This window comes from Bacillus sp. EKM420B, assembly GCF_011065565.1.
Taxonomy (GTDB): Bacteria; Bacillota; Bacilli; order Bacillales; family Bacillaceae; genus Bacillus; species Bacillus velezensis.
Genome location: NZ_JAAMNX010000003.1, coordinates 1 through 12,495, shown reverse-complemented (window position 1 = coordinate 12,495; position 12,495 = coordinate 1). Strand labels below are relative to the sequence as shown.

Annotated in this window: 11 protein-coding genes and 2 tRNA genes; 5 read left to right on the top strand and 8 right to left on the bottom strand. The window is 47.3% G+C overall.

Annotation, left to right across the window (positions count from 1 at the left end):
• Positions 1 to 135: 135 nt before the first annotated feature.
• The 3 genes from G9F48_RS10095 to G9F48_RS10085 are packed head-to-tail and all read left to right on the top strand — an operon-like array spanning position 136 to position 2,746.
• Positions 136 to 1,467, top strand: coding sequence for a cytochrome ubiquinol oxidase subunit I (locus G9F48_RS10095; protein WP_165409443.1), 1,332 nt, complete (start codon positions 136 to 138; stop codon positions 1,465 to 1,467).
• A gap of 22 nt (positions 1,468 to 1,489) precedes the next feature.
• On the top strand, positions 1,490 to 2,530 hold the full coding sequence (locus G9F48_RS10090; RefSeq protein WP_015387818.1) for a cytochrome d ubiquinol oxidase subunit II: 1,041 nt from the start codon (positions 1,490 to 1,492) through the stop codon (positions 2,528 to 2,530).
• 57 nt (positions 2,531 to 2,587) lie between these two features.
• The gene (locus G9F48_RS10085; RefSeq protein ID WP_007408842.1) at positions 2,588 to 2,746 is read left to right on the top strand and encodes a DUF1540 domain-containing protein; all 159 of its coding nucleotides are present in this window, start codon (positions 2,588 to 2,590) and stop codon (positions 2,744 to 2,746) included.
• 387 nt (positions 2,747 to 3,133) lie between these two features.
• Here G9F48_RS10085 and menC read toward each other — a convergent pair whose 3' ends face one another.
• The 6 genes from menC to G9F48_RS10055 all read right to left on the bottom strand — a co-directional run bounded on the left by menC (position 3,134) and on the right by G9F48_RS10055 (position 10,640).
• Positions 3,134 to 4,249 (bottom strand): o-succinylbenzoate synthase, encoded by a 1,116-nt coding sequence (menC, locus tag G9F48_RS10080; RefSeq protein ID WP_156735685.1) that lies wholly within the window; start codon positions 4,247 to 4,249, stop codon positions 3,134 to 3,136.
• On the bottom strand, positions 4,246 to 5,709 hold the full coding sequence (locus tag G9F48_RS10075) for an o-succinylbenzoate--CoA ligase (RefSeq protein WP_165409442.1): 1,464 nt from the start codon (positions 5,707 to 5,709) through the stop codon (positions 4,246 to 4,248). Before G9F48_RS10075 ends, menC begins: the two co-directional genes overlap by 4 nt.
• An 87-nt stretch (positions 5,710 to 5,796) precedes the next feature.
• Positions 5,797 to 6,615, bottom strand: a complete 819-nt coding sequence (gene menB, locus G9F48_RS10070; RefSeq protein WP_003152221.1) for a 1,4-dihydroxy-2-naphthoyl-CoA synthase — start codon at positions 6,613 to 6,615, stop codon at positions 5,797 to 5,799.
• Positions 6,616 to 6,673: 58 nt separating this feature from the next.
• Positions 6,674 to 7,504, bottom strand: coding sequence for a 2-succinyl-6-hydroxy-2,4-cyclohexadiene-1-carboxylate synthase (gene menH / locus G9F48_RS10065; RefSeq protein WP_165409441.1), 831 nt, complete (start codon positions 7,502 to 7,504; stop codon positions 6,674 to 6,676).
• Positions 7,492 to 9,228 carry a 2-succinyl-5-enolpyruvyl-6-hydroxy-3-cyclohexene-1-carboxylic-acid synthase gene (menD, locus tag G9F48_RS10060; protein ID WP_156735687.1) on the bottom strand — a complete coding sequence of 579 codons (1,737 nt, stop codon included), beginning with the start codon at positions 9,226 to 9,228 and terminating at the stop codon, positions 7,492 to 7,494. Before menD ends, menH begins: the two co-directional genes overlap by 13 nt.
• Positions 9,225 to 10,640: an isochorismate synthase gene (locus tag G9F48_RS10055; RefSeq protein WP_165409440.1), complete on the bottom strand. Its 1,416-nt coding sequence runs from the start codon at positions 10,638 to 10,640 to the stop codon at positions 9,225 to 9,227. Before G9F48_RS10055 ends, menD begins: the two co-directional genes overlap by 4 nt.
• 282 nt (positions 10,641 to 10,922) lie before the next feature.
• Here G9F48_RS10055 and G9F48_RS10050 point away from each other — a divergent pair, with 282 nt between their 5' ends.
• Both G9F48_RS10050 and G9F48_RS10045 read left to right on the top strand, forming a co-directional pair.
• Positions 10,923 to 11,642 carry a TraR/DksA C4-type zinc finger protein gene (locus tag G9F48_RS10050; RefSeq protein ID WP_165409439.1) on the top strand — a complete coding sequence of 240 codons (720 nt, stop codon included), beginning with the start codon at positions 10,923 to 10,925 and terminating at the stop codon, positions 11,640 to 11,642.
• A gap of 155 nt (positions 11,643 to 11,797) precedes the next feature.
• Complete coding sequence (locus tag G9F48_RS10045) at positions 11,798 to 12,268, top strand: TspO/MBR family protein (protein ID WP_165409438.1); 471 nt, start codon at positions 11,798 to 11,800, stop codon at positions 12,266 to 12,268.
• A gap of 35 nt (positions 12,269 to 12,303) precedes the next feature.
• On the opposite strand, the gene G9F48_RS10040 is transcribed toward G9F48_RS10045, so the two are convergent.
• Both G9F48_RS10040 and G9F48_RS10035 read right to left on the bottom strand, forming a co-directional pair.
• A tRNA-Glu gene (locus G9F48_RS10040) sits at positions 12,304 to 12,375 on the bottom strand.
• 3 nt (positions 12,376 to 12,378) lie between these two features.
• A tRNA-Ser gene (locus G9F48_RS10035) sits at positions 12,379 to 12,469 on the bottom strand.
• Positions 12,470 to 12,495 lie beyond the last annotated feature (26 nt).

The window sequence follows — 12,495 nt, the reverse complement described above, 5'->3', positions numbered from 1 at the left end:
GTCAATCATATATGCCCTGATCCCTTGATTTCTAAACCCTGCACATATATGGAATCGGAAGAATAATCTAATCGCTTCAGCAAATAATATAACCACATTACATAAAACGGTAATTTAGAAAGGCGGTTTATGATCGTGGATGATTTAGTATTAGCCAGAAGTCTGTTCGGGACAACCATGGGCTTTCATATTATTTTTGCGACGCTTGGTGTCGGCTTGCCTCTGATGATTTTAATGGCTGAATTGATTTATCAAAAAACAAAAGATCCGCATTATGCCATTATGGCGAAAAGGTGGACGAAGGCGCAGGCTGTTCTGCTCGGCGTGGCGATACCGACCGGAACGATCGCGGGTACACAGCTTGCCCTTTTGTGGCCCGGATTCATGGAGGTCATCGGCAGGGTGATGTCACTTCCGTTTCAGATTGAAATTTATGCTTTCTTTATCGAAGCGCTGTTTATGTCCATTTATGTCTACGCCGCTGATCGGCTGACTCCGGCGATGCGCATCATTGCCGTTATTTTCGTTTTGATCGGCGCCGCGGCATCAGCCGTCTTAATCACAAATGTTCACGCATTTGAAGGAACGCCGGCCGGTTTTAAAATTTTAAACGGCAAAATCACTGACGTCGAACCGTGGGCAGCGTTTTTTAATCCAAGCTTTTTCACCACCGCGGGCCATGTCGTACTGACGGCTTTCATGACCGGTGCATTTATCGTCGCGTCAGTTGCTGCTTATAAAATGCTGAGAACGAGAAAACAGGAGCAGGTATACCGCTTTCACCGAAAAGCGCTGCTGCTCGCCTTAACGATCGGCGGGATATTCTCCATTCTTGCCTCTTTAAACGGTCACGAGTCAGCCCAGCTTCTTTACGAATACCAGCCTGAGAAGCTTGCGGGCGCAGAAGGGCTGTTTGAAACTAGATCACACGCTCCGCTTGCGATCGGGGGTTTTACTGATGCAAAAGAAGAAAAAGTAAAATGGGCGATAGAAGTGCCGTGGGCTTTAAGCTTTTTGGCCGCAAACAGCTTTGATACCGTCGTCAAAGGACTGAACGCGTTTCCGAAAGACGAGTGGCCGCCTTTATTCATCCATACACTGTTTAACGGAATGGTCGGCATCGGGATGCTGCTCATTTTGTACTCCATCATCGGCATCGTGTGGAGAAAAATTTTAAAGAAAGACAGCTTTCCGACTTGGCTTTTGATTTTATTTTTAACCGCAGGACCGCTCAGTCTGATCGGAATTGAATTCGGGTGGATATTCGCTTGTACGGGGCGGCAGCCATGGGTGATTTACCATCTCCTGAAAACGTCTGATGTCGTCACGACAACCGGTTCAATCGGTTTCCTGTTCATCCTGTTCACAGTGGTTTACGCCATTTTGGCAGCCGCAGTCATTTATGTGCTGCTTTATTATTTCCGCAAACATCCTGTTGAGGAGGATGTAAAAGCGGCGGAATCCTAACAATAGAAAGGGCTGAATTGAAATGGACATTACCATGGATGCTCTCATTGCGATATCAATCGTATGGGGCTTCGTGTTTATCTACGCGGTCATGGCAACGATGGACTTCGGAGCCGGCTTTTGGTCGATGATATATTTAAATAAAGAACAAACAAAGGCGACAAACATCGCCAACCGTTATTTGTCCCCGACATGGGAAGTGACCAACGTCTTTATCGTCGCGATCGTTGTCGCCCTATTCAGCTTCTTTCCAGGGGCAACCTTCGTGCTGGGAACCGTTTTATTGATTCCGGGAAGTATTATTTTGCTGCTCTTAGCCATCCGCAGCGGCTTTCTCGTCTTCTCCAATACCGCGAAGGAAAGAAAAATCATGAGATATATCTCTGGAATTTCAGGCTTCATTATTCCCGCTGTGCTGATTTTGGTCCTTCCGGTCACACACGGAGGGTTTATTGAGAAGACGGGCGGAGTGTATCAACTGAATTTGGCAAATGTCTTTACAAGCCTTAATGCGTATGCGTTTATCGGCTTTGCCATTTTAAGCACTTTATTTTTATCTTCACTGCTTCTGGCCGATTTTTCAAATGTTGCGGAAGAGGAGCATGCGTACCGCATCTACAGACGGAGCTCTTTAATAACAGGGCCGCTGTCGCTTCTGTTTGCCTTCTTCATTATGCTGACATTACGCTCTGAAGCCGGCTGGCTGTATACGGGGATGATGAAAGACAAGACTTGGCTCATTCTGTCTGTCATTACATTTATCATTGCCGGCGTGGCTCTGTTTTTGCCGAATAAGCGCTTCGGCCGCAACCTCGGCAAACCGAGAATCGCCATGATCGCCATTGCGCTTCAATACTTTTTGGCAAGCTATGCATACGGACGGGCTCATCTTCCTTATATGATTTATCCGGATATTACGGTCATGTCAGGATTTACGGAGCCGGCAACCTTCAGGGCGCTGTTTATGACGTATATCGTCGCTTTCATCATTTTGTTCCCCGGGTTTTATTTCTTCTGGAAGCTCTTTATGAAAGACAGACGTTATATCCGCCAGGAGGAATAACAAAAATCAGGGCGGCTCATACTAATGGCGTACCTTTTATCTTGGAGGGGAGCCAGCATGGACCAAAAAATTCTGTGTGAAGTCAATAACTGTTCATATTGGGGCAGAGGAAACAAATGCACGGCCGACGCTATTTATGTGGTCAGCCATACAGGCGAAACCGCTGAAAAAAGTGAAGAAACGGATTGCAAAACCTTTAAACCGCATGATTTGTAAAAGAAAAGAGCTGTTTTATACAGCTCTTTTTCATTTCCGCGCCGCAAGCCTTTTTGATATCAGCCCCTGAGCCGGGGAAAACCGCGCGGATGAGAAGCATGGCAGAAGGCGGTTCGCCGGCAAATATAGGCGGCGGCATGCGATACAATCAGTATCGTATTCATGACAAGCACAGAATTTTTTATCAAGATGTACATGTTTGCCCCAGCCGGAAAGCAGCACCTGCGATGTAAAGCCGACACTGTTTGAAGAATAAAAAAATCATCGCATTCGCCTATTAAAAAAACCGGCTGATACAGCCGGTTCAAACGGGGGAAGGGGTGATAATGAACAGTTTCAATATAACAGCAGCATACAGGCAGCTCAACTCGCTGAAATGTCTTTTTATCAGTTGTTTGTCGTAAAAACGTCCATTTGGGTGACGTATTTTCTCATTATTTCCTGATTGACTTCAACACCCAGTCCGGGACCGTCCGGGACAGAGATGAATCCCTCTTCGATACGGATGTCGGGAGTGACAATATCCTCCTCCCAGTATCGGTCTGATGAGGAAATATCACCCGGTATCGTAAATTGCGGCAGCGAAGCAAGCGCGACTGTCTGCGCTCTCGAAATGCCGGTTTCAAACATTCCGCCGCACCAAACCGGCATGTGATGCTCTCTGCATAAGTCATGTATTTTTAAGGCCTCTGTCAGGCCTCCTACACGCGCCGGTTTTATGTTAATGATTTTACAGCTCCCAAGCTCAATGGCCCGCCTTGCATCATCATATGAGCATATGCTTTCATCAAGGCATACCGCGGTTCTCAAGTGTTTCTGCAGGTGGCGGTGATCGACAATATCATCTGCCTGAAGCGGCTGTTCTATCATCATGAGCTGGAATTCATCCAACTCTTTCAGCCTGCTGATGTCTTTCAGTTCATAAGCCGAGTTGGCATCCGCCATCAGCGGTACGTTCGGAAAACGGCTGCGGATGGCTCTGACCAAATCAACGTCATGGCCAGGCTTAATTTTTATTTTTATACGTTGATAACCTTCTTTTACGTATTGCTCAATTTCCCGAAGCATCTCATCAGCCGAAGCCAGACCCACCGCCACGCCGGCGGGCACTTTATCTCTTTTGCCCCCTAAGGCTTCTGCGAGAGATATCCCCTTTTTCTTGGCATATAGATCCCACACGGCTGATTCAAGCCCCGCTTTTGCCATGCGGTTTCCTTTGAAACGCGCGAGACTGTCAGGCACTTCTGACGGATGGAAAAACTCGCGGCCTACGACATTTGGGATGAAAAAATCTCTCAGCATATGCGCGCATGTCTGAATCGTTTCTTCTGTATACCACGGAGAAGAAAACGCCGATACCTCCCCCCAGCCGGTTCTCCCGGTTTCATCGATCGCTTCCACGATCAAAAATTTACGATCCTGCAGCGTTTCAATACTTGTTTTAAACGGTTTTTTCAGCCTCATACTTACATGATAAAGGGTGATTTTTTCAATCTTAATCATGACAATTCTCCTTTACGAAGCTCATTCAGCCGATGCCTCATCAGTTTATTGGACGCATTCCGCGGGAGCTCATCAACCGTGAAAAAAGCAGCCGGTATTTTATATTTTGCAAGCCGCTCACGGCAAAAGGCGGTCAGCTCCTCAGAACTGACAGAAGAAGTCAGCACGAGAAAAGCATGCGGCACTTTCCCCCACTTCGGATCTTCGGCTCCCGAAACACCAACCTCCGCTACAGCCGGATGGGCAAGCAGCGCCGCTTCCACTTCTGCGGGGTAGATGTTCTCTCCGCCTGAAATGATGAGGTCCGACCGTCTGTCCAGCACGTATAAAAACCCTTCATCATCCAAATAGCCAAGATCGCCCGTTTTAAACCATCCATTATGAAAAGCGGCCTGGTTCGCGGCGTCACGATGATAATACCCTTTCATTACATTCGGGCCTTTCACCGTAATTTCACCATGTTCAAACGGCGCACAAGGGTTTCCGTCTTTTTCAATTCTAATTTCGCATGAAAACAGCGGTTTACCGGCCGAGCCGAGCTTGTCCATGCTGAATTCCGGAGAAAGCGTGACAATCTGTGAGCAGGTTTCAGTCAAGCCGTAAGATTGGAATACCGGAAATTGTTTCCTGCGGCATTCTTCAAGGAGCGGCAGCGGTGCCGGACCCCCGCCAAGCAGAATGCAGCGCAGTGATTCAGGACATTGTTCAGTTTCCGCAAGCAGGCCCGAGAGCATGGTCTGCACCGCTGAAATGATCGTGGCCTGATGGGAGCTGATGCTGTCCAGCACATCAGTGACAGAAAATTTTTGATGAAGCACGACAGGCATGCCGTAAATGACCGACTTAAACAGCGCAGACAGACCGCTGATATGAAACAGCGGCAGCGCAATAAGCCAGCGGTCCCGCTCTGTGACCCCCAGATTCAGCGCAGACGATACAGCGCTGGAATAATGATTACCGAAAGTCTGCTGCACCCCCTTCGGCCTTCCCGTTGTTCCTGACGTATACATAAGAGTCGCCGTATCATCAAGTGTTACATAAGCTTCCGGCTCCATGTCACCCGCCTCTTCAGCCTGCAGCTCGTCCACATCTGCGGTGGCGACCGCAGATTCATATTCTTCGCGGCAAAAACCGTCCTCCGTCAATAAAAGCTTTGCCTGTGAATCTTCGAGCTGAAACAACCGTTCCTGTTTTGAGAGCTTCGTATTCAACAGCACAGCTTCCGCCCCTAATAAGAAGCAGGCGTGAACGGCATAAACCATTTCCGGTCTGTTAGAAAGCAAAATCGCGGCGCGGTCTCCTTTTTTAAGCGAGCAGTATTTGGACAGCCGCGCGGCCATTTGTTTAGAAGCATGATATAATTCTCTGAATGTCATCTGTTTGTTTTCAAATATGAGAGCGATTCTCTCCGGTGTCAGCTGAGCCCTTTGAATGAGCCAATTCGGCTGTTCTGTCAGCATGTTATCATCTCCGAGGTAAAAGTACTGTTTTTGAAAAGAAAACAGCTTGGACCAGAGCGGCTCAAGCTGTTTCGTAGTGTCATCTGATCACGGAAAACGAGGGAATTGACCGAAATCGGGACTGCGTTTCTCTTTAAAGGAATCACGGCCTTCTTTCGCTTCGTCAGTCGTGTAATAAAGAAGCGTTGCATCTCCTGCAAATTGCTGAATTCCGGCGAGGCCGTCTGTATCAGCGTTAAATGCCGCTTTAAGGAAACGAAGGGCTGTAGGGCTTTTCTCAAGCATTTCTTCACACCATTTAATTGTTTCCTCTTCAAGTTTCTCTAATGGGACAACCGTATTGACAAGCCCCATGTCGAGCGCTTCCTGCGCGTTGTATTGACGGCACAGGTACCAGATTTCACGGGCTTTCTTATGTCCGACGATACGCGCCAGGTAACCTGAGCCGTAACCGGCATCAAAGCTTCCCACTTTCGGGCCGGTTTGGCCGAAAATCGCGTTATCGGCCGCAATCGTTAAATCACAGACGATATGAAGCACATGGCCTCCGCCGATGGCATAGCCTGATACCATCGCCACGACCGGTTTAGGAATCACGCGGATCAAACGCTGAAGATCAAGCACATTCAGACGCGGGATCTGATCGTCTCCGACATATCCGCCGTGACCGCGGACTTTTTGGTCTCCGCCTGAACAGAATGCTTTATCTCCCGCTCCCGCAAGAACGATGACACCAATATTGGAGTCATCACGCGCACAAGCAAACGCGTCAATCATTTCTGATACCGTCTTAGGAGTAAATGCGTTATGTACCTCCGGGCGGTTAATTGTTATTTTTGCAATACCGTTATACGTCTCGTACAGGATTTCATCGTACTGACGTTCACTTTTCCATTCTGCAGCCATTGATATGACCTCCTTCATTTTTGCCTGAGTCCGGCCGAAAAGCTATTTTCTTTATACTTTACAAGCCGTATAAAAACTCACTTACTATCTTACCAAAAATTCGCGGCTGTTCCACATGTACCGTGTGCCCCGCCTGTTTGACAACCTCTATTTTACTTGATGGGAGCAGGTTATGCACCTTTTGATTAATAGCGCAAAACTTTTCATCCCGTTCACCGCATATGAGCAGGACGGGCGCCTTGATGCGGTGTAATGCCTCCCACCAGGAAGGCTGTGAGCCTGTCCCCATTCCGAGCAGGCTTCCTGCAAGTCCGGACGGATTATTCTTCAGCCTGCCGGCACGGATGGACGCCTTTACGCTGTCCGGCAGAGAAAGCTGCGTGGCAAACAACGGAATGCTCTCCCAATAATCAACAAACGATGTTATACCTTCCCGCAATATAAAGTCAGCAAGCTTCCGATCTGACTGAATCCGTTTTTTGCGTTCCTGAAGCGTGCTGAGGCCCGGGGTTGTACTTTCCAAAACAAGCGCTGACACCCGATGCGGAAATGCCTGTGCAAAGGAATACGCAAGTCTTCCCCCCATAGAATAACCAATAAGTTTCACTTTGTGAAGTTTTAATTGATCAAAAACGGCGGCAAGGTCCGCAACCTGCCTGCTCGCACTATACCTTGCCGCTTGCACAGGCGCGTCTGTCTCCCCGTGACCCAGGCAGTCAATCATCACCATTCGCTCGCCGGGAAACATGCCGCGTAAAAACATCCATGATTCTTTGCTGCCCGTAAATCCATGCAGACAAACAATAGCTTCAGACGATTCGTGTCCGTGTCCGCTATCAGCAGCACGATAGCATACGCCGTCGGCCGTTTTAACTGTTACAGTTTCCATTCTTTTTTCACTTCCCGCACTGCGGCCTGCAGCAGATCGCGATGGAATTGAACTCTTGATGTCCGATCTGTTTTCAGCTCGATTATATGAAGTCCGGGCTTGTCCGCCTGCGGCTGATACGCATCCTTAAATGCTTCCCATGTCTCAGGGCAAGTATACGTCCCGCCATACAGTGCGGCGGCATGCCGGAAATCAAGACCCGTCGGCGTACCGAACAGTTCTTCAAAATGAGTCTTATCAGATGCCTGCGGCAAAAACGAGAAAATCCCGCCGCCATCATTGTTTATTAAAATAACCGTAAGCGGAATTCCAAGTTTTTTAGCCGCTAACAGCCCGTTTAAATCATGGTAAAACGATAAATCTCCAATGACAAGCGTGACAGGAGCTTTTGTACCTTCACACAGCCCCATAGCCGAGGAGACAACTCCGTCAATGCCGTTAGCGCCGCGGTTGGCATAGACACGGAAGGAACGATCTTGTTTTTCAAAGAAAGTATCCACGTCGCGGATCGGCATGCTGTTGCCGACAAAAATCGAACTGCCTTCAGGGACAAGGTGCTGAAGCTGACGATATACATTTCCTTCAAATGATAAATCATCCATGCTCGCGGCCTGTAAATGACTCCGGAACCGGTCATTGACAAATTGCCATTTCTCAAGCCATCCGGACGGCCGTTTTCCGGTTTCAGCTGAACGGACCGCTTCCAAAAACACAGACGGATGGCAATGAATCATATGCGCGCCGGCCTGGGTGGGATCTCTCCATCCTCCGTCTTCATCGACGATAAACTGCTCAATGGCAGGATCATCTCTGAGCCATAAAAAGAGCGGTTTGGAAACCGGCATCGGGCCGAAGCGGATCACAGCCTCAGGGCGCAGCGCCTCTTTTATTTCTTCATCTTTTAAGAACGAGTCGTAAGCATCAATAATCAGCGTCTTATCATGCTCCCCGTTTCGGAGGTTTGAAAGCGGATCAGCCAAAATCGGGAACTGAAGCATCTCGGCAAGCGCGATGATTTGCTGCTTTTCTGCTTCACCGTGAATTTCGCCGCAGACGATCATACCTCTTTCGGTACCCGCGAGACGCTCTGTAATATGACAGAGAGAATCTTGATCAGCTGACTGCATCCCTGTTGTGACTGAGACGTGCTTCCCCTTTCTCATTCTTTCAAAAGGTCCGGCTGATAAATCCGGCATCAAAGGCTCTCTGAGCGGCACATTGATATGGACTGGCCCCATCGGGCGCTTCCCGGCTTCACTTACGGCTCTGCCGGCCAATGTTCTGATATAGCTCAGCATTTGAGGATTTTCTTCAGGCAGAGCCGAGTCTGTGAAAAACTTAACAAAGTTACCGAACAGAAAATGCTGGTTAATCGCCTGAGGCGCCCCCACTTCCCTCAATTCATGAGGCCGGTCAGCAGTCAGGACAATAAGAGGCACTCTTGAATAATGAGCTTCAATCACGGCCGGATAGAAGTTAGCCGCTGCCGTTCCTGACGTACAAATCAGCATGACCGGACGCTGACGGGCTTTTGCAAGACCGAGTGCGAAAAAACCTGCGGACCGTTCATCAATCTGTATATGGACTTGAATATCCGGATGGGCCGCCGCCAAAACCGCCAAGGGAGTTGACCTCGACCCCGGGCAAACAACCGCGTCGGTGACACCCGATAGAGCGAATTCATCAATAAAGCTTCCGATATAATGTGTAATCGGGTTTGTCAAAGCCTTTCACCTCCTAAAGCAGAGATCATCGGCTTTAGTTTAATTTGTGTTTCTTCATATTCTGATTGCGGATCTGAATCTTCAACAATACCGCAGCCTGCGAAAAGCCGCGCACTTTTGCCTTCAATCAGCCCTGATCGGATAGCCACGACAAATTCTCCGTTTTCCCTGCCGTCCATCCAGCCGATCGGAGCCGCGTACCATCCGCGTGTCATCGGTTCAATATCAGCGATAACTTCAACAGCTTTCTGCTGGGGAGCTCCGCCCAATGCCGGTGTGGGATGCAGCTTTTCAATTAAATCAAACAGCGAAGCGGACGTTTTAAGATGGCCTGTGATCGGCGTATATAGATGCTGAACACTTTTTGTTTTATATAATTGCGGACCTGCAGGCTTTTTCACATCGCTGCAGCTCGACAAGAATGAATCGTGTATCATCTGAACCACAAAATCATGTTCCGCGAGATTTTTTTCGTCATGCAGCAATTCATTGCCGAGACGGTCATCTTCTTGTTGATTTTCTCCGCGCTTAATTGAACCTGCCAGACAGGTGGACATGACGTCTTTGCCGGATTTTTTGATCAGCCGTTCCGGTGAAGCGCCGACAAAGCATTTATCTCCCTGCTCAATCGCAAAAACATAGCTTGTCGTTTGGTCTTTCAAAAGCTTACGGACAACGCTCTCTGCCGGAATAGGCCCATCATATGACAAAACGACTTCCCTTGCCAGCACGACTTTATCATATTGATTTGCTTTCATATCATTTGTTGCTGTTTTAATGGCTTCAAGCCAGTTTTGCACATCAAGTTCTTCCGCTTTTGTTAAAACAGGATATTCTTCATACTCGATTGAAGAAACTGCAAAAGCTTCCGAAAAAGATTTCAGACGTTTCAGCGTATCTTCTGCCTGATTACCGTCTGCCGCCCATTGATTGACGGTTAAATAATCACCATCTGCCGTCTTTGTCAGCATGAGTGAGGGAATAAAGAACAGTCCTTCTTCGAACCCGTTCCATTCGTCTCCTCTCTCTTCAGCGGGATTAAATGAAAAACCGCCGAATAAGACAGGGCCGACCGCGGTATGCGCCGCCTCTTCTTCTTCATGAATATGAAAAGCCGTCTTTTTAAAGCGCTCCCATTGTTCAAAAACGTCGTGATAACGTTTTCCATTTTTTTCATTCGATTGGAACAGCGCTTCTGTGCCAAGACCGACTATTGTTAATTCACTACCGGGTTCTGACCAAAAAAATCGTTTGCCTTTATATTTTTTTGCTCCGTCTTTGAAAAATGATAGAGGGTCTAAAGACGCAATACGTCTTGAATAGCTCAATAAGACAGCATGGTTGACTTGTTTGGCTTTATGTAATGCATGATCTGCTTCCTCTCGGAACGTATGCTGCACCGTTGTCACCATGAGACATTCCTCCATAATCCGTTAAATGCTTTTAATACAATACACCTGTGATGAATTTGTGTCAAACACACAGATTTGAGCACGACAAAATGCCTGCATTTCTTATTATAAACCTTTTTGCGCAAATGAATAAAGAAACAAACTTGAATTTTCTTTCCCCACTCTCGGCAATCACTGTATCCTTTTACTTCCCCGTGGGAAAATGACTATTTTTATCCACCATTTTTCTGGGCAAAAACGTTCATACTAACAGTAAGCATCACATAGAAACGAGGGATTGATGTGCTTACAAACGAACAGATCACACACTTAAAAAAAGAATTGGAAGAAGCCAGACATGATATTTTAAGTCGCTTTAAAGAAAATGATCAATTTCAGTTAACTGATGAATTCCCGTATCAATCATCCGGTGAATTGTCTTCCTATGACAATCATCCCGGCGATCAGGCGACCGAATTATACGAGCGGGAAAAAGACCTGGCCCTGCTCGACCATGAACGGGAGCACCTTCGCGATATTGATTACTCTCTGAAACAAATTGAAAACGGCACATACGGCACATGTGAAGTCAGCGGCAAGGACATTCCTTATGACAGACTCGAAGCTCTGCCGACGGCTACGACATTGGCGGAATATTCCTCGCAGGATGCCGTTTCCAAAGACAGGCCGATTGAAGAGGAAACACCGTTCGGACAGTTTGAATTTGATGATGATGAATCAATCCGGGCGGCTTACGATAGTGAAGATGCTTATCAGGATGTTGAGGAATACGGAAACTCAGAAACGCCTCAGGATTTAGAAGATCCGCCGCTCAGCTATGGGGATATGACAATGAACTCAGAAGAAAACATCGGCTATGCTGAGGATTATGAAAACTTTATCGCGACAGATATTACCGGAAAAAACATTTCCGTGTATCCAAGCAAATCACACGAAAAATATGAGCAGGAACTGGACGAAGAAGGAATTATGACGACCTTTGGCGATCTTCATGCTGATTAAAACCCCGGCCTGCCGGGGTTTTTGAATAAAAATAATTGGTTTGCTGCATTTTCACACTGAAAACTCATACACTTAATGGTGCATGGATCTTTAAAAGGTTTGATCTTTCCAAAAGAGGGAACTAACGTATTGACATTGAATGGCGGAGGGAACAAATGAAAAAGAAGTATATCGGTGCAATTATTGTATTTATCATTACATATGTCTTGTTTTCTTTAGCAGGGTTTCTCTTTCCTATCGACCGGGAATGGTACGATGCGCTGCAAAAACCTGACTGGACGCCGGGCGGATCAGTGATCGGCATCATATGGGCGGTTTTGTTTGCGCTCATTTCGCTCTCAGCAGCCTTGATATACGCAAAGTTTTCATGTAAAGAATCCAAAGCTTTTTGGGTGATGCTTCTCATCAATTATATCGTGAATCAAGGATTCAGCTATTTTCAATTCACACAGAAAAATTTGCTTGCTGCATCTATCGATTGCCTGCTTGTGACTGTGACAACACTCATTCTGTTGCTCATTGCCGGTAAATACAGTAAAGCTTCAGCCTGGCTTCTGGTTCCTTATTTATTATGGAGCGCTTTTGCCACATACCTGTCTTTTACCATTTACGCTATGAACGCATAATAAAAAAACCTTGCATAGTATGCAAGGTTTTTTAATGACCCGTACGGGATTCGAACCCGTGTTACCGCCGTGAAAGGGCGGTGTCTTAACCGCTTGACCAACGGGCCTTATGGCGGAGAAGGAGGGATTTGAACCCTCGCGCCGCTTACACGACCTACACCCTTAGCAGGGGCGCCTCTTCAGCCACTTGAGTACTTCTCCATATGGCTCCACAGGCAGGATTCGAA